The sequence below is a fragment of the Thermococcus sp. 4557 genome, assembly GCF_000221185.1.
Classification (GTDB): Archaea; Methanobacteriota_B; Thermococci; order Thermococcales; family Thermococcaceae; genus Thermococcus.
The window spans coordinates 1078024-1094952 of record NC_015865.1; the positions used below are offsets into that span (position 1 = coordinate 1078024).

Annotated in this window: 16 protein-coding genes; 5 read left to right on the plus strand and 11 right to left on the minus strand. The window is 55.7% G+C overall.

All coding sequences use genetic code 11. The features are described 5' to 3' along the window. Positions 1–84 precede the first annotated feature (84 nt). Together purM and GQS_RS11010 are read left to right on the plus strand one after the other, a co-directional pair. Entirely contained in the window at positions 85–1086 is a 1002-nt protein-coding gene (purM, locus tag GQS_RS05815) for a phosphoribosylformylglycinamidine cyclo-ligase (protein ID WP_014012740.1), read from the plus strand. Between the two features lie 30 nt (positions 1087–1116). Then, positions 1117–1287 carry a hypothetical protein gene (locus GQS_RS11010; RefSeq protein WP_014012741.1) on the plus strand — a complete coding sequence of 57 codons (171 nt, stop codon included), beginning with the start codon at positions 1117–1119 and terminating at the stop codon, positions 1285–1287. Here the strand turns inward: GQS_RS11010 and purC are convergent. Then, positions 1271–1966, minus strand: a complete 696-nt coding sequence (gene purC / locus GQS_RS05820; protein WP_014012742.1) for a phosphoribosylaminoimidazolesuccinocarboxamide synthase — start codon at positions 1964–1966, stop codon at positions 1271–1273. The two genes, GQS_RS11010 and purC, sit on opposite strands and share 17 nt — an antisense overlap. Positions 1967–2127: 161 nt before the next feature. Here purC and purF point away from each other — a divergent pair, with 161 nt between their 5' ends. Beyond that, positions 2128–3462 carry an amidophosphoribosyltransferase gene (gene purF / locus GQS_RS05825; RefSeq protein WP_014012743.1) on the plus strand — a complete coding sequence of 445 codons (1335 nt, stop codon included), beginning with the start codon at positions 2128–2130 and terminating at the stop codon, positions 3460–3462. Here the strand turns inward: purF and GQS_RS05830 are convergent. The 10 genes from GQS_RS05830 to guaB all read right to left on the minus strand — a co-directional run bounded on the left by GQS_RS05830 (position 3459) and on the right by guaB (position 14005). Then, positions 3459–3773: a type II toxin-antitoxin system PemK/MazF family toxin gene (locus GQS_RS05830; protein ID WP_014012744.1), complete on the minus strand. Its 315-nt coding sequence runs from the start codon at positions 3771–3773 to the stop codon at positions 3459–3461. The two genes, purF and GQS_RS05830, sit on opposite strands and share 4 nt — an antisense overlap. A gap of 18 nt (positions 3774–3791) precedes the next feature. Beyond that, positions 3792–3980, minus strand: coding sequence for an antitoxin family protein (locus GQS_RS05835; protein WP_048056536.1), 189 nt, complete (start codon positions 3978–3980; stop codon positions 3792–3794). Between the two features lie 31 nt (positions 3981–4011). Then, on the minus strand, positions 4012–6027 hold the full coding sequence (fdhF, locus tag GQS_RS05840; RefSeq protein ID WP_048056537.1) for a formate dehydrogenase subunit alpha: 2016 nt from the start codon (positions 6025–6027) through the stop codon (positions 4012–4014). Between the two features lie 56 nt (positions 6028–6083). Continuing rightward, entirely contained in the window at positions 6084–6677 is a 594-nt protein-coding gene (gene pdxT / locus GQS_RS05845; RefSeq protein WP_014012747.1) for a pyridoxal 5'-phosphate synthase glutaminase subunit PdxT, read from the minus strand. Between the two features lie 30 nt (positions 6678–6707). Next, positions 6708–7715, minus strand: a complete 1008-nt coding sequence (gene pdxS, locus GQS_RS05850; protein WP_014012748.1) for a pyridoxal 5'-phosphate synthase lyase subunit PdxS — start codon at positions 7713–7715, stop codon at positions 6708–6710. 132 nt (positions 7716–7847) lie between these two features. Continuing rightward, a complete protein-coding gene (gene nadC, locus GQS_RS05855) occupies positions 7848–8681 on the minus strand; it encodes a carboxylating nicotinate-nucleotide diphosphorylase (protein ID WP_014012749.1) in 834 nt (277 codons plus the stop codon). A 49-nt stretch (positions 8682–8730) separates the two neighbouring features. Further along, entirely contained in the window at positions 8731–9639 is a 909-nt protein-coding gene (gene nadA, locus GQS_RS05860) for a quinolinate synthase NadA (protein ID WP_014012750.1), read from the minus strand. A 62-nt stretch (positions 9640–9701) separates the two neighbouring features. Further along, complete coding sequence (locus tag GQS_RS05865; protein WP_014012751.1) at positions 9702–11102, minus strand: L-aspartate oxidase; 1401 nt, start codon at positions 11100–11102, stop codon at positions 9702–9704. A gap of 54 nt (positions 11103–11156) precedes the next feature. Further along, positions 11157–12491: a hypothetical protein gene (locus GQS_RS05870; protein ID WP_148236371.1), complete on the minus strand. Its 1335-nt coding sequence runs from the start codon at positions 12489–12491 to the stop codon at positions 11157–11159. Positions 12492–12544: 53 nt separating this feature from the next. Further along, complete coding sequence (gene guaB / locus GQS_RS05875) at positions 12545–14005, minus strand: IMP dehydrogenase (RefSeq protein ID WP_014012753.1); 1461 nt, start codon at positions 14003–14005, stop codon at positions 12545–12547. A 272-nt stretch (positions 14006–14277) separates the two neighbouring features. On the opposite strand from guaB, the gene GQS_RS05880 reads away from it, so the two are divergent. Further along, complete coding sequence (locus GQS_RS05880; protein ID WP_014012754.1) at positions 14278–14607, plus strand: hypothetical protein; 330 nt, start codon at positions 14278–14280, stop codon at positions 14605–14607. 131 nt (positions 14608–14738) lie between these two features. Beyond that, positions 14739–16871 carry an IGHMBP2 family helicase gene (locus GQS_RS05885; protein WP_014012755.1) on the plus strand — a complete coding sequence of 711 codons (2133 nt, stop codon included), beginning with the start codon at positions 14739–14741 and terminating at the stop codon, positions 16869–16871. Positions 16872–16929: the final 58 nt, after the last annotated feature.

Genomic DNA, 16929 nt, shown 5'->3' on the forward strand with positions numbered 1-16929 from the left:
AAAAATTCATAATATTTAAGCCTTTTTAAGCATAAAAATGACAAACCTTTTAAGCCCTCGGTAGAACTCCCACCGGTGATGCTCATGCTGACCTACGCGCAGGCTGGAGTTGACGACGAGAAAACCGCGAGGGCCCTCAGGGGAATCATAGGGCTCGCGAAGAAGACCTTCGAGTTCAGGAGGGGCAAAACCGGTGAACCGAGTGGAATAGGCCACTACGCGGCGTTGATGGATTTTGGCGAATTCTACCTCACAATGACGACTGACGGAGTCGGAACCAAGGTGCTCGTGGCCGAAGCCGTCGGCAAGTTCGACACGATAGGGATAGACATGATAGCGATGAACGTGAACGACCTGCTCTGCGTTGGTGCCGAACCGGTGGCACTCGTTGACTATCTTGCCGTGAAGGAGCCGGACGAGATGGTGTTCAATGAGATAGCCAAGGGACTCTACGAGGGGGCGAGGCAGGCAGGGATAGCGATAGTCGGGGGAGAGACCGCGGTGATGCCGGACCTGATAAACGGCTTCGATCTGGCAGGAACGGCCATAGGTACGGTCAGGAAGGGAGAGGTAATAACCGGGCAGAAGATAAAGCCAGGGGATGTCGTCATCGGAATTGCCAGCTCGGGGATACACTCCAACGGTCTGACACTGGCGAGAAAGCTCCTCATCCCGAAGTACGACCTCGACTACGAATACGAGGGAAGAAAGCTCTGGGAGTGGCTTTTGGAGCCAACGAGGATTTATGTGAAGGCCCTTCTCGAACTGCTGAACAGCTTCGAGGTTCACGGACTGGCGCACATAACCGGTGGGGGCCTGACCAACCTGAAGCGCCTCACGAACTACGGCTTCTCAATCGAGATGCCCCCGATCGATGGAATATTCAGGCTGATTCACGAAAACGGCGTTCCTCTGGAGGAGATGTTCAGGGTCTTCAACATGGGCGTTGGCATGGTCGCGGTCGTTCCGCAGGAAGAGAAGGAAACGGCTTTGGAAATCCTCAACAAACACTTCGAGAGCTTCGAGCTTGGAACGGTCACGGAAAAAGAAGGGATAGTCGTGAAGAACTATGGGGTAAGGCTTTAAGCCCCTTCCCAAACTTTTCTTGGTGGTCGCATGGAGCTCACGGTAAAGAAGAAGGCATTCCTTGAGAACCTGCCGGAGCTGGTGGAAAAGGCCGTAAGCGAATACGGAATCCGGCTGAGGAGAATAGTAATAGAAGAAGACGAAAAGGGCTGCTACACAGTTCTCGTAACCTACGAGTCCAGCTTCAAGCCTCCCCAGTGAGACGGTGGTAGAGCTCCTCGTAGGCGTTTATCAGGTCACCTTTATCAAACCTGAAGACGTCCTTGTCGAGGCTCTTCTTCGTCTTAGCGTCCCAGAAGCGGCAGGTGTCTGGGCTTATCTCGTCACCGAGGATAATCTCGCCCCTTTCGTTCTTTCCAAACTCCAGCTTGAAGTCGACTAGGATTATCCCGCGCTCGGCAAAGTACTCCTTGAGAATCTCGTTTACTTTAAGGGCTATGCGCTCCATCTCCTTTATCTCGCCCTCGCTTATCCCGAGAACCTTTGCGTGGTGGTGGTTTATCATAGGATCACCGAGGCTGTCGTCTTTATAATAGAGTTCGACTATTGGCTCCGGCAGTTCCCTTCCTTCCTCAATGGGAAGGCGCTTCTTCAGGCTACCGGCAACGACGTTCCTAACCACGACCTCAAGCGGATACATCCTGAGCCTCTCAACGATGAGCCTGTTGTCTCCGGCGACGCCGATGAAGTGCGTCTTAACACCTTTCTCCTCGAGAACCTTGAAGAGAACCGCGCTAATCTGAGCATTGAGCCAGCCTTTGCCCTTGAACTGGGCCTTCTTCTTGCCATCAAAGGCCGTTGCATCGTCCTTAAACTCCATGATGACCTTTCCATCGTCGAGAGGGATAACCTTCTTGGCCTTACCTTCGTAAACCTGCATGGACTTCACCATTTTTGTGTAAAATCTTACTATATTTAAGGCTTATTTTAGCATAAAAATGGCAATCAATGGGCAAAGCTTTTAAACATAAAGAGGCTAAAGTACGGCGTCAAGTCCATAATTATTAACATGCTTACGTCAATAAGTCGGCGGGATTCATTATGAGGGAGAAGTGCGGTGTCTTTGCAGCGGTTACCGAGAACGCGCCCAGAAAAGCCTACTACGCGCTGATAGCACTTCAGCACAGGGGACAGGAGAGCGCGGGAATAAGCGTCTGGAAACACAGGATAAAAACGGTAGCCGGCCGGGGGCTCGTTTCGGAGGTCTTCAGGAACGGTGAGATAGCAAAGCTGAAATCCAAGATGGCAATAGCCCACGTCAGGTATTCCACCTCCGGCTCCCTCACGGAAACCCAGCCGCTGGAGACGGGCTGCTGCGGAAAGAGCATCGCGATAGCCCACAACGGGACCCTCACGAATTTCCTTCCCCTCAGGCGGCACTACGAACGGCTGGGAGTTAAGTTCAGGCACTCGGTGGATTCCGAGCTGTTGGGGATTTCTTTTCTCTGGCACCTCCGCGAGACCGGGGACGAGTTTGAGGCCATGAAGGCAGTCTTTGAGGAGGTCAAAGGGGCCTATTCCGTGGCCCTTCTCTTCGACGGGAAGATACTCGTTGCAAGGGACCCGGTCGGCTTCAGACCGCTCAGCTACGGGAGTGGAGACGGCCACTACTTCGCCTCGGAGGATTCTGCGTTGAGGCTCTTTGTGGAGGAGGTAAGGGACGTCAAGCCGGGAGAGGTCTTCCTCCTCTCGGAGGATGGAATAGAGAGCCGAATAATAGAAACGGGGAAGCATCACGGCTGCGTCTTTGAGTACATATACTTCGCCCGCCCGGACAGCACGATAGACGGTGTAAACGTCTATACTGCGAGGGTCAAGATGGGGGAGGAGCTGGCAAAGGAGAGTCCAGCCGATGGAGACGTCGTCATAGCCGTGCCGGATTCGGGAAGGGCGGCGGCGCTTGGATTCTCCAGGATCAGCGGGATTCCCTACTCAGAGGGCCTCATAAAGAACCGCTACATAGGAAGGACGTTCATAACCCCCGGGCAGTTCTACCGCGAGCTGAAGGTCAAGCTAAAGCTCTCGCCGGTGAGGGAGGTAATAGAGGGCAAGAGCGTCGTGCTGGTCGATGACTCAATCGTCAGGGGAACGACTATGAAGCGCATCGTCGCCATGCTCAGAAGGTCCGGCGCGAGGGAGGTTCACGTCAGAATAGCCTCACCGCCGATAAGGTACCCGTGCTACATGGGGGTGGACATTCCGACGAGGCACGAACTCATAGCGGCCTTTGGAAGCGTTGAGAAGGTGAGAGAATCCATAGGGGCCGACAGCCTGGCTTACCTCAGCGTCGATGGGCTGAAAAAGGCCGTTGGGAGAAATGATCTCTGTCTGGCATGCCTCACCGGTGAGTATCCAGAGTGGGCTTTTAGGTTTTAATCCATCCCAAATGTCTTCTTCAGTGTCAGTTTAACCTCTTCAAGTTTCTCCGGCCGCACCCTGGCTATCGTTTTGATTACAAGAGACTTCTCCACGGTGAAAACAGAGGAACAATCAATGAAGCTTTTCTTATTTAACCTCCCGCTCAGAAGGTCGTTCTGAGTCAGCTCAACCTGGAACTCTTTAAAATGGGACTTACTCGTAATCTTCAGGACTATCACGTCACTACTCATTGAGTTCAGTTCGTCGGAACTAACGACCAAAACCGGCCGGAGTTTGCTTCCCAAGTAGTCTGTGAAAGGAAGCTCCAAAAGAACTATATCTCCCTGTCAAATTTCAAAGAGCTCCTCGGCATCCTCTCCCTCCTTGAGGAGCTTTAGGTACCCCAGCTCCTTGAGGGCATCTCTCTCTTCAATCTTCTCTATCCTTATCCGAAGCTTCGCACCTTGGGGAATGTTGAGCTTTTCAAGGGGAATTATAACGTCCCCCCTATACACGGCAACTATCACCTTGGACATGGTTAAAGATTGGGAAAGAAACTTTTAAACATTAGTGCCTTTCGAGTTTCTTTAGTCTCGCCGCGGAGAACTTGAACTCCGGTGTTCCAGCTTTGTTTAGAGCTGGGCTCGTTATTTTGTTCGCCTTGAAGTGGAAGGGAACCGCAACTACGCCAGAGGGAACACCGCCGAGCTTGGCCCTCATTCTAATCTTCCCGCGCCTCGTCTCAATCTCGACCCAGTCGCCATCGTGGATTCCAAGCCTCTCCGCGTCGCTCCTGTTTATCAGCACCCTGGGCTCTCCCATCAGCCTAACGAGCGAGGGACTCCTGAGAGTCATTTCACCGGTGTTGTAGTGGCTTATCAGCCTGATTGTGGTGAGGATGAAGGGGTACTCGTAGTCCGGCCTCTCCCATGGCTGCACCTGCTCCACCGCGATGAACCTGGCCTTTCCGTCTGGGGTTGCGAACTCCCAGGTGTGGAGCCTCTTCTTCGGAAGGAATACCCCATCCCCCGCCTTCAGCTCGTCAACGCTCATCTCCTCCAGCGAAGGGAAGAGGCGGAAATACTCGGCGGTGATCTCTTCAACGCTAGAGTAGTTGAATCCAGGCAAACCGAGGGCCCTGCCGAGCATGGTCAGTATCTCCCAGTCGGGCTTCGAATCACCCATCGGCTCGCAGACCTTGTGGCTCCACTGAATCCTCCTCTCGCTGTTCATGTACGAGCCTTCCTTCTCGCAGAAGGCCGAAGCCGGCAGAACGTAGTGGGCGTAGCGGGCAGTTCTCGTCATGAAGATATCCTGAACGACGAGGAGGTCGAGCTTTCTGAGGGCATTTCTCACCCGGACGAAGTCCGCCTCGCTGACGGCAGGGTTTTCCCCGACTATGTAGAGCGCCTTGATGTCGCTGCTCTCTATCGCCTCCCAGAGCTCTGTGAGGTAAAGTCCGCGCTCCGTTGGGAGGTCTTCCACGCCCCATATCTTCGCCACGCGCTTCCTGAACCTCTCGTCGGTCAGGGGGACGTAACCTGGCAGGAACTCACTCAGCGCTCCCATATATGCCGCTCCCTGAACGTTGTTCTGACCGCGCATCGGGTAGAGGCCGCCCCTTTCGCCGATGTAGCCGAGGAGCAGGGCGAGGTCTATAACGGCCATAACGTTCTCAACACCTGAAACGTGCTGTGTCAAACCCATGCCCCACATTATCGCGCCGCTTCCGGCGAGGGCAAAGGTCCTCGCAACTTCTCTGATCGTTTCAGCCGGAATTCCGGTTACCTTCTCCGCGTACTCCGGCGTATACTTCATCACAGCCATCCTTATCTCGGAGAAGCCAACGGTTCTGGTCTTTATGAACTCCTCATCGTAGAGCTCCTCCCGGATTATGATGTTCATCAGGGCGTTTGCGAGGGCTATGTCCGTCCCCGGGCGAATGACGAGACTGTAGTCCGCGAAGGCCATCGTCCTGGTTTCCCTGACGTCAACAACGATCACCTTCGCCCCCCTTTTCTTGGCCCTCAGGATGTAGTCCATGACAACGGGGTGGGTCTCGGCGGGATTGTAGCCCCAGATGAGTATGGCCCCGAATCCTCCTAAGTCTTCGTAGGGGTTGGTCTGTGCCCCGGCTCCAACGGTCATCTTGAGGGCGTGAACGCTCGCCTCGTGGCAGAGGCGGGCACAGTTGTCTATGTTGTTGGTGCCGAAAAGCCGCGCGATCTTCTGGAGGAGGTAGTTCTCCTCGTTGCTCACCTTCGATGAGGCTATGAACGCTACAGCATCGGCACCGTACAGCTCGCGGATTTCGAGGAGTTTACCCGCTATCTCCTCGATGGCCCTTCCCCAGCTTATCGGCCTCATCTTGGAGCCTTCACGCTTCAGGGGGCGCTTGAGCCTGTCCCCGGAAAGAACGAATTCCGTCGCGTGGAGGCCCTTGGGGCAGAACTTGCCCCTGTTGGGCTCGCCTCGGTGGGGTTTAACCCTCATAGTCTTGGGATCAACGAGAAGCCTGCAGCCGAAGCCGCAGTAGGGACACACGACCGTCTTGGGCTCGCTCACGCTACCACCTGTGAGCATCTAAACGGCAAAAATAAAAAGCTTTCTGGAATAAATTTGATGAAAAAGTGTTCAAATCAGAGGACCTTCCCCAGGAAGTACTCGTGAACCCTTGTGTCGTCGGTCAGCTCCGGATGGAACTCCAGCCCGATAACGTTGTCCTGCTCGACTCCCACGACCCTGTCTCCAAGCCACGCTATCGGCTTCACCTTATCGCTGAGTAGCCCCACTATCCTCGGGGCGCGGATAAAGACCCCTGGGAAGGGCTCGTCGCTGAAGGCGAGCCTTATTGGAGCCTCGAAGCTGTCCACCTGCCTGCCGTAGGCGTTTCTGTTTACCCTGACGTCGAGAAGCCCGAGGAACCTCTGCTCCGGGGTGGCGCCTATTACCTCCTTCGAGAGCATTATCAGGCCTGCGCAGGTGCCCATTATGGGAAGTCCTTCCTCGCCGAGCTTCCGGACCGGCTCGAGGAGGCCGTTCTTCAGCATAAGCCTCGAGATGGTCGTGCTCTCGCCACCGGGGATTATGATCGCGGAAATTCCCTCCAGCTGCCCCGGTTTCCTGAGCCAGAGAACCTCCCCGGCCACGCCGAGGTTTTCCAGGGCTTTCCTTGCCGCCTCGATGTGCTCGCTGACGTCGCCCTGGAGGCCTATAACGCCCACCTTGACCATTTCAATCCCCCCACAGAAAAGGGAGAAGAGTCAGACGCCCCTCTCCTCAAGGCGAACTTCGAGCTCCTCGATCTCCTGGCCGCGCATCGGCTCGCCGATCTCCTTGCTTATCTCAACGAGAACGTCCGGCTCGTCCCAGTGGTTAACGGCCTCGACTATGGCCCTGGCCATCTTCTCAGGCTGGGAGCTCTTGAAGATTCCCGAGCCGACGAAGACGCCGTCCATGCCCATCTGCATCATCAGCGCGGCGTCTGCAGGGGTGGCGACTCCTCCGGCGGCAAAGTTGACGACCGGAAGCCTTCCAAGCTTCCTTATTTCGAGGAGTATCTTGTAGAGGCCGTCAACTATCTCGCGGTAGGTGTAGGAACCATAGATTGGCTCGTTCTCGAGAACGTGCCTTGGCAGACCGCTGATTTCCCTGACCTCGAAGGCCAGCCTGAAATAAGGCTCCGCGAACTTTTCAGCCACTCCGTAGACCTGCTCATCCGTCATGCGCTGGAGGAGTGCTATGTTGTCCCTGAGAAGGCGGACGTGCCTTACCGCCTCGATGATGTTTCCAGTCCCAGCCTCGCCCTTCGTCCTCATCATTGCCGCGCCTTCCCATATCCTCCTGACGGCCTCACCGAGGTTCCTGTTGCCGCAGACGAAGGGGACGTTGAACTCGCGCTTGTCTATGTGGAAGTAGGGGTCAGAAGGCGTGAGAACCTCGCTCTCGTCAATCATGTCAACGCCCAGAGCTTCGAGTATTTTCGCCTCGGCGACGTGGCCGATCCTGACCTTCGCCATAACCGGAATGGTCACCGCGTCCATTATCTCCTGAATCTTCTCTATCGGGGCCATCCTCGCCACGCCGCCGGCCTTCCTGATGTCCGCCGGAACCCTGTGGAGGGCCATGACCGAAACCGCACCGGCTTCCTCCGCTATTCTGGCCTGCTCCGCGTTCGTGACGTCCATTATCACTCCGCCCTTAACCATCTTGGCAAAACCGCGCTTCAGCCTGTCCGTGCCCTTGGCCTCTATAACGTGGAGCTTTCCCATGGCCACCACCATTTCAAGTTATGACTTGCAATATTATTCAAGAAGAAACTTGAATATAAACCTTGCCGCGGAGAAGGTTCGGAGGGGCCGAAAAGGTATCGAGAGAATCGAAAAAAGATGAAAAACCTTTGCTCAAAGCTTTCCAATTATCTCAAGGCTGACGTCGAAGTTTCTGACCGAGTGTGTGAGGTAGCCGAGGCTTATGACGTCGATGTCGAGCACCGCGTACTCCTCGATGTTTTCAGGAGTTATCCCGCCGGAGACTTCGATTTTCACCCTCTCGTGAAGGCCCTCACGCCTTAGAGCCTCGACCGTCTCAGCTATCTCGGCCGGACTCATGTTGTCAAGCATCACCACGTCCGCCCCGGCCTTTGCCGCTTTGAGGGCATCCTCAAGGCTCTCGACCTCAACCTCGACGACCTTGTAAACGCTGAAAGACTTGGCGCGCCTTATGGCCTCCTCCAGCGGAACGAGAGCGAGGTGGTTGTCCTTTATGAGCACCGCGTCGCTCAGCGAGAAGCGGTGAGGCTCCCCGCCGCCGATAAGTATTGCCCGCTTGTCCAGCGGCTTGAGGAGGGTCTTCCTCGTCCCTGCAACGCGAACCTTAGGGTTTACGGCCTTAACCTTCTCGACGAGCCTTCTGACCTCGGTCGCAATCCCGCTCATCCTGCCCATAATGTTCAAAGCCGTCCTCTCGACGAGGAGTATCGAGCGGGCGTCGCCCTCAAGCTCGAGGATTACGTCTCCCCTCTTCACTTCCTCGCCGTCGCGTTTTCTGACCGAAACCGTGACCCCGAAGTGCTCGAAGAGGGCCTTGGCTTCTTCAACGCCCGCTATTATTCCTTTCTGCTTCGCAATTATTACTGCCTTGGCCCTGATTCCCTCCGGAACCACCGCCTCACTCGTGACGTCGCCGAAGGGAGCGTCCTCCTCAAGGAACCTGAGCAGATATGAAAGAGAGATCATAAGTTTCCCTCCATACTTAACAAAAACTACGAAATCTTTCCCTCTGAACTTAACTCATCTCCAGCATCCTCTCGATGGCCTTCCTAGCCTTCTCCGCTATATCCTCCGGCACTTCAACCCGGTACTTCATGTCCCTGAGCGACTCGTAGACGTGGTTTAGGGCTATCGCCTTCATGCCGATGCAGACCGCGTCTTCCCTGGCGGGGTGAAACTTGATATCGGGGTAGAGCTTCCCGAGCCTGTAAACCATCTCGTGCTCGGTGAAGACGACCCACTCGTCGTGCTCGGGGGCGCGCTTTATCATCCCGCCCGTGGAGACTATTATGTCGGCCCTTTCCTGCACTTCCGGCTCGCACTCGGGGTGGACCATCAGCTTGGCGTTGGGGTAGAGCTTCCTCGCGCGCTCCACGTCCTCGACGGTGAACTTCCTGTGAACGTAGCAGTGTCCGTACTCGGGGACGGGGATGACCTTCTTTCCTGTGACCTTGGCGACGTGGTGGGCCAGGTTCTTGTCCGGGCCGAAGATTACCACGTCGGAATCTAGCTTTTCGACTATTTTGACCGCGTTGGCTGAGGTTACCGTTACGTCAGCATAGGCCTTGGTCTTGGCGGTGGTGTTCACGTAGAGAACCACCGGAGCGTCCGGATACTGCTCTTTGGCCCTGAGGATGTGCTCGACCTTCAGCATGTTGGCCATCGCGCAGGTGGCCGTTTTAGCCGGCAGGAGAACTGTCTTTTCAGGGTTGAGGATTTTGGCGGTCTCGGCCATGAAGTCAACGCCCGCAAAAACGATGACGTCCGCATCAACATCAACGGCCTTCCTAGCCAGCTCAAGGCTGTCACCGAGGAAATCCGCCACATCCTGAACCTCAGGTAGCTGGTAGTTGTGGGCCATTATTATGGCGTTGCGCTCCTCCTTCAGGCGTTCAATCTCAGCTATGAGCGTCTCCTTCTCCATAATCTCACCTCGCTTGGATGGTGGTAGAGGGAGAAGATTAAAAGGTTGTTGGCCACCTATGGTTAGAGCCTGCACCTTCCGTCGAAGAAGCTCGGTCTCTCGAGGGATTTGCTCATAGCCGGAAAGTCCTCGCGGTAGTGGGCGCCCCGGCTTTCTTCCCTTGCGAGGGCACACTCAAGGACTCCCCTCGCGAGCAGCTTTAACCTAGGGTCTGCCTCGATTCCCTCCAGTTCCCTAAGGCCCTCCTTAAGGGTCTTCGCACTCCTAACGATTCCGGCGTGATTCCACAGGAGTTCCCTCAGCGAGTCAACGTCCCCGGCCCCGTAGCCGTGATATGCCGGCTCCTTCACGTCCCCCCGCCTCGGCTTATCCCTCGCTATGGTTCTTGCAACTTCAAGGCCAGAAACGAGGCACTCAAGGAGGGAATTGCTGGCGAGTCTGTTCGCCCCATGGAAGCCGTTGCAGGAAGCTTCACCCACCGCGTAGAGGTTCTTAACGGCAGTTCTATACCAGAGGTCAACCGCTATCCCGCCCATCGTGTAGTGGGCTATCGGAGAGACTGGAATGAGGTCTCTGGCCGGGTCGATTCCGTCCTTCCTCAGGAAAGCGTATATCTGAGGGAAGCGTTTCTTGAAGCCCTCTATGCCGGTTGCATCGAGGAAGACTCTCCTGCCGGCCTTCATCTGGTTATATATCGCCCTAGCGACGATGTCCCTCGTGGAGAGCTCGTTCACGAAGCGCTCGCCGTCTTCGGTTACCAGCTTTGCTCCCGCTCCCCTGACGGCCTCGCTGATGAGGAAAACGCCGTTCTTGCCGACGTAGCCGGTCGGGTGGAACTGGACGAACTCCAGATCCCTCGCTGGGGCACCCTTCATTATAGCGTCGCCTATGAGGGTGCCGAGGTTGAGGGGCGAACCGGCGGTGTACTTGAAGAGCGAGGCAAAGCCGCCCGTGGCTATAACGGTGGCATCGAACGTAAGAAGCTCTCCGTCGAGAAAGACCCCGTAGGCCTTGCCCTCCCTCACCGCCAGCTCCTCGACAATGCCCTCAACGAAGTGAACGCCCGCTTCCCTGGCGGCCAGATAGAGGACTTTCATGAGGTGCTTTCCGGTCTCGTTTCTTACGGTGAAGACGCGGTGGAATGAGTGCCCCCCCTCGGTCTCGTTGGTCTCGAACTCAAGGCCTATTGAGAGCAGAAAGTCGTAGGCCTCCCCCGCCTTCGAGATGACGCTCCATACGGTCTCCTCATCGTTGAGATACTTGCCGGCCGTGATCGTGTCGAGAACATGGGCTCTGGGAGAATCTCCGTCGAGAATGGGAAAGGCTATCCCGGCCTGGGCAAGGTAGGAGTTGCTCTCCTTTATTCCCCTTCCGATGACCGTCATGTCGAAGCCCCGTCTCGCAAGGGCTATTGCAGCGGTTAATCCCGCGGCACCGCTTCCGATGATTCCAACGCTGGTCATGACCCTCGCCAGAGCATAAAAAGAAGAGATAGTTAAAAGGGTTGCCTTTAAAGTTCAGCGGCGCCTGAAGAGCCAGAGACCTCCCAGGAGTACCAGAGCAGCAACTGCCATATTGCCAAAGAACGGAACCTCGTTCGTCGTGCTCACCTCGCTTAAATCATAGAAATACTCGGAGTTCTGAACTTTGTTGTCAGTATCGTCGATCCAGACTACAATATAAGTCTCTGGAGAATGGGCGGGCTTTGCTACAATCGCTGGGTTTCGTTTGCTGTTGGATTCCTTGATTAACGTCTCGGCACTGCCCAGCAGCGTCCCATCAGGCTTCAGCCGCTGGATGTTCAGGTAGAATGGGTCGTTGTTGTCATCGGGATTGTCCCTGAGCTCCCAGACAAACACAAGGTAGTTATTTGTGCCGTTCTCGACGAAGGTCAAATCGCCGTGGCCCGCGTTGTAGTCCGTGAAGAGCTGGGTGGTGCTTCCAAGGGAAACGGAGCCATCATCGGCAATGTAAACGGGACAGGTGTACCATACAAGCCTCTCAGAAGTTCCACCGGATCTAGAGTATGCCGCCAGGAAACCGCCGTTGGTGTAAGCCACGGAGGTATGGTATGCATCTTTTGAAGTTGCAGGGTCGATAGGGGTGTAATCAATCGAGCTGGTATCAACATGACCGTTGGACAGGAGTTTAAATTTCAGGAAGCCCACCTCGTAGTTCCCGGAATCGTCAGCCACTCTAAACACCGCACCAAAAACGCCGAGATCCGGGTTATAACCAAGGGAGAGATACTTTATTGCCCCCCCGTTTGTGTACCTGTCCTTTCCATCAAACAGCAAACCCGAGTCCACAATGTTGCCGTTCTCGTCTATAACAGCGTAGTAGAGCTCATTCCTGGCACTGTAGGATGCCCTGCCAAAGAGAACCACAACGTATCCACCACCATAGCTGACTCCAACGTAGTCTCCAACCGGATGCTCGTCGTATATCTGGAATACGTCAGTCAGGGGGTTTCCTTGATAGTCATAAAGCCTGCCGTACAGATGGCCATCAGAGTCCCTCTCCCACACCACGAGATACTTATTGTCCTCAGCCGAGCCGCCGGAGACGAGTTCACTCATCTTCGATGCCACTCCCACTTCCATGGCCTTGCCGGAGTCGTCGATTGTAATGTTCTTCGCCCCAGTATTGTTGCGCACCCAGTACAGTGCCCCAAAGGCTCCAGATTCGTTGCTCCAAACGATGAAATAGTAACCGTCGTCAAATCCGTCGGTAGCAACGTCAACCCAGTACCCTGAAGAGCTGCCACCGTTGTTGTGAACCGCTGCAACAGTGCCCGACAGGAGAACCAGAAGCATTGTGAAAACCACAATCCTTCGCATCAACACCACCATATAGAATACCACAGCAAAAAATAAAAAGCTTTGCCCGAGAAATGCCGGGAAAACTATTTCCCGACAGGATAGTTCGGCGCCTCGTTGGTTATGAAGATGTCGTGCGGGTGGCTCTCCTTGACGCCGGCCTGCGTTATGATCACGAACTCACCCTTGTCCTTGAGTTCGGCTATGCTTGAAGCCCCGACGTAGCCCATTCCAGAGCGGAGGCCTCCAACGAGCTGGTAGAGAACGTCGCTGACCGGTCCTTTGTATGGCACGACGCCCTCGACTCCCTCCGGAACGAACTTCTTGGTCTTCATGTGACCCTTCTGGTAGTAGCGCTCCGCCCCTCCCTTCATCATCGCACCGAGGGAGCCCATGCCGCGGTACTGTTTATAGCGCCGTCCGTTGATGACGACCTCCTTGCCCGGGGCCTCCTTCGTTCCAGCCAAGAGGGAGCCGAGCATGACAGCGTCAGCCCCAGCGGCGATGGCCTTGACGATGTCGCCGGAGTAGCGGATTCCGCCGTCGGCTATGACGTGGAGTCCGTATTCCTGGGCCCTGTCTGCCACGAGCGCTATTGCCGTAACCTGCGGGACGCCGACGCCAGCGACGACGCGCGTGGTGCATATGCTCCCCGGCCCAATTCCGACCTTGACGGCATCGGCAAAGGTGAGGTCGTCAACCGCTTTTGGATTGGCGATGTTTCCAACGATTAAATCGGCATCGACGGCTTTTCTTATCTCCTTCATGGCCCGAATTGCCTTGAGGTTGTGGGCGTGGGCTGTGTCAACGACGATTACATCAACGCCTGCCCTGTCGAGGGCCTTGGCGCGCTCGATGTCGAAGGGGCCCACCGCTGCGGCAACCAAGAGGTCACCGTTCTCGTCCCGAACGGCGTTCCTGTACTTCTTCCTCATCATGAGGTCGCTCATCGTGATTATTCCCACGAGGCGGCCGTTCCCATCGACCACTGGAAGCCGGGCTATTCTATTGGCCACCATCACATCAAGTGCCTCTTCCACGGAGACGTCCTCGCCGACGGTTATGACCTCGCCGGTCATGACCTCCCTGACGAGGCTGCCCTCTTTGGCGGCTATGTCCTTCTTGGTAACGATGCCGACTATCCTGCCGTCCTCACCAACGACCGGAAGGCCGTCGATGTCGTTTCTCTCCATGAGGAAGAGCGCGTAGTCGAGGGTTTCATCGGGGCCTATGGTGATGACGTCCTCGACTATGAAGCGCTCGGCGCGCTTGACTTTCCTCACCATCTCGGCCTGCTCCTCGATGCCCATGTTCCTGTGGATGACGCCGAGGCCGCCCTCCCTGGCCATTGCAACGGCCATTTCCCACTCGGTGACGGTGTCCATGGCAGCGCTCAGAATCGGTATGTTCAGCCGGACGTTTGGGGTTATCTTCGTCGAGACGTCAACGTCCTTGGGTTCGACTTCGGTCGCCTGGGGTATTAGAAGAACGTCGTCGAAGGTGTATCCCTTAATCGCATTAACAAGTTTGTGTTCAAATTTTCCCATTTTTCTCGCGCCTCCGCGTCCTTTTTAACATGAACCTGGCAGGGGTTTTTAAGGGTTTCCACGATGAGGGCGAATCCAGGCATCGAGGAGCCACGCACATCCCCAGCGTCGACGATATGACAAAAGAACCAGGAAAAGTTTACGTTCAATCCAAACTTTCCCCTTTTTTACCCATCGGTTCATCACAAATACAAAGAACAAGCCGAAAGACTAAAATAGACATCGATGTCCACATTTTTCGGTGATTACCATGGAGGCAGCCGTAAGAAACGTTGCAAGGGGGGAGGGCCAAACCCTCCGCTGGAAAGGTTGAGAGGAGCTTTGGTTTTGAGGAGCTGTTGGGTGAAATCCTGAAGGAAGGTCTCTTCTGGGCGGCCCTCGGTCGGCCGTCGGAGGTCATGCCGTTTCTGAGGGGCAAGCTCTTGAGCAACGGCATCGGTATGGACCGTGGACGCAGGGAATACCTGGAGTACCTGCTCGACGACCTGGAAAGGTTCTACAAGAGGGTGTCGTGGAGCGACGAGATTGACGAGCGGCACTGGAAGGCGCTGAGGTCCTTCCACAGGGACATAGTCTCGGTGATTTCTTCCGAGAGGGCTTAGCTTTTTAACCCCTCTTCCCTACTCCTTCTGGGATGATGAGGGAAGTTTCGTCCGAGCGGTGAGGAAACTCGCATGGGCTGACCACCCTCAACCTTTTAAACGGCTCTTCTCTTTGCCCATCGGGAGGAAAAATGGACGAAAAACTGGAGAAGTTCATCTCTCACCTCAAGGTGCTCGTCGAGATGGAGCGTAAGGCCGAGATAGAGGCCATGCGCCTGGAGATGAAAAGGCTCAGCGGGCGCGAGAGGGAAAAGGTCGGGAGGGCCGTTCTGGGACTCAACGGGAAGGTCGTCGGGGAGGAGCTGGGCTACTTTTTGGTGAAATACGGCCGCGATAGAGAGATAAAGACCGAGATAAGCGTTGGCGATCTGGTGGTTGTCAGCAGGAGGGACCCGCTGAAGAGCGACCTGGTTGGAACGGTCGTCGAGAAGGGGAAGCGGTTCATAACGGTCGCCCTTGAAACCGTCCCGGAGTGGGCCCTAAAGGGAGTCCGCATCGACCTCTACGCCAACGACATAACCTTCAAGCGCTGGCTTGAGAACCTTGAGGCCCTTCGCGAGAGCGGGAGGAAGGCGCTGGAGCTTCACCTCGGTCTGAGGGAGCCGGAAGAAAGTGAGGCCCTTGAGTTCACGCCCTTTGATAGGAGCCTGAACGCGAGCCAGAGGAGGGCGGTCGCCAAAGCCCTTGGAAGCCCGGACTTCTTCCTTATCCACGGGCCCTTTGGAACCGGAAAGACGAGAACTCTGGCCGAGCTGATAAGGCAGGAGGTGGAGAGGGGCAACAGGGTTCTGGCAACGGCGGAGAGCAACGTTGCCGTGGACAATCTCGTGGAGAGACTCGTTGACTCCGGTTTGAAGGTCGTCCGCGTCGGCCACCCGAGCAGGGTCTCAAGGAGCCTCCACGAGACGACCCTGGCTTACCTCATAACCCGGCATGAACTCTACGGCGAGCTGAGGGAGCTGAGGGTTATCGGCCAGAATCTGGCGGAAAAGCGCGACACGTTCACCAAACCATCGCCGAAGTACAGGCGCGGGCTGAGCGACAAGGAGATACTCAGGCTGGCCTCGAAGGGCATCGGGACGAGGGGCGTTCCGGCAAGGCTGATCAGGGAGATGGCGGAGTGGATTAAGATCAACCGGCAGGTCCAGAAGACCTTCGACGATGCCAGAAAGCTTGAGGAGAGAATAGCGAGGGAAATCATCCGAGAGGCGGACGTTGTTTTAACGACGAACTCCTCTGCGGGCCTCGACGTCGTTGACTACGGCTCCTACGACGTGGCGATAATAGACGAGGCTACCCAGGCAACCATCCCAAGCGTCCTCATACCCATAAACCGCGCGAAGCGGTTCGTTTTGGCCGGAGACCACAAGCAGCTGCCCCCGACGATACTCAGCGAGAAGGCCAAGGAGTTAGGCAATACGCTCTTCGAGGGACTGATTGAGCGCTATCCCGGGAAGAGCGAGATGCTCACAGTCCAGTACAGAATGAACGAAAGGCTCATGGAGTTCCCGAGCAGGGAGTTCTACGGCGGCCGGATAGAGGCGGACGAGAGCATCAGGGCGATAACCCTCGCCGACCTCGGGGTTAAAAGCCCCGCGTGCGATGGTTTGTGGAACGAAGTCCTCAGGCCGGAGAACGTCCTGGTCTTCGTGGACACCTCTGGAAGGGAAGACCGCTTCGAGAGACAGCGCTATGGGAGCGAGAGCAGGGAGAACCCGCTTGAGGCGAGGCTGGTTAAGGAGGTCGTTGAAAAACTCTTGGAGCTCGGTCTCAATCCGGAGTGGATTGGAGTGATTACCCCCTACGACGACCAGCGCGACCTGATACGCTCGCTCCTGCCGGAGGAGGTCGAGGTGAAGACTGTGGACGGCTACCAGGGAAGGGAAAAGGAGGTAATCGTCCTGTCCTTCGTCCGCTCCAACAGAAAGGGCGAGCTTGGTTTCTTAAAGGATCTGAGAAGGTTAAACGTCTCGCTGACGAGGGCCAAGAGGAAGCTGATTTTGATAGGCGATTCATCGACTTTGAGTGTCCATCCAACCTACAAACGGCTGGTGGAGTTTGTGAGTGAGAGGGAAACTGTGGTCGATGCAACAGGACTAACCAAACCGCCATCAAGTATGTCCATAGACAACGTGAGGGAAATTCTCGGGATTTCGAAGACGAAAGACTCAATAGACGTTCCAGAAGATGCCGAAAAAGTCAGGGAAAAGGACAGGGACAGAATGCGGTCAATATATGAGGGCACATCCTACAATCCTTTTTAATGGATACCCCCGGAACATGTTTCGGGAGTACACTCTGTCAAAATGGACGGGTAGGTGT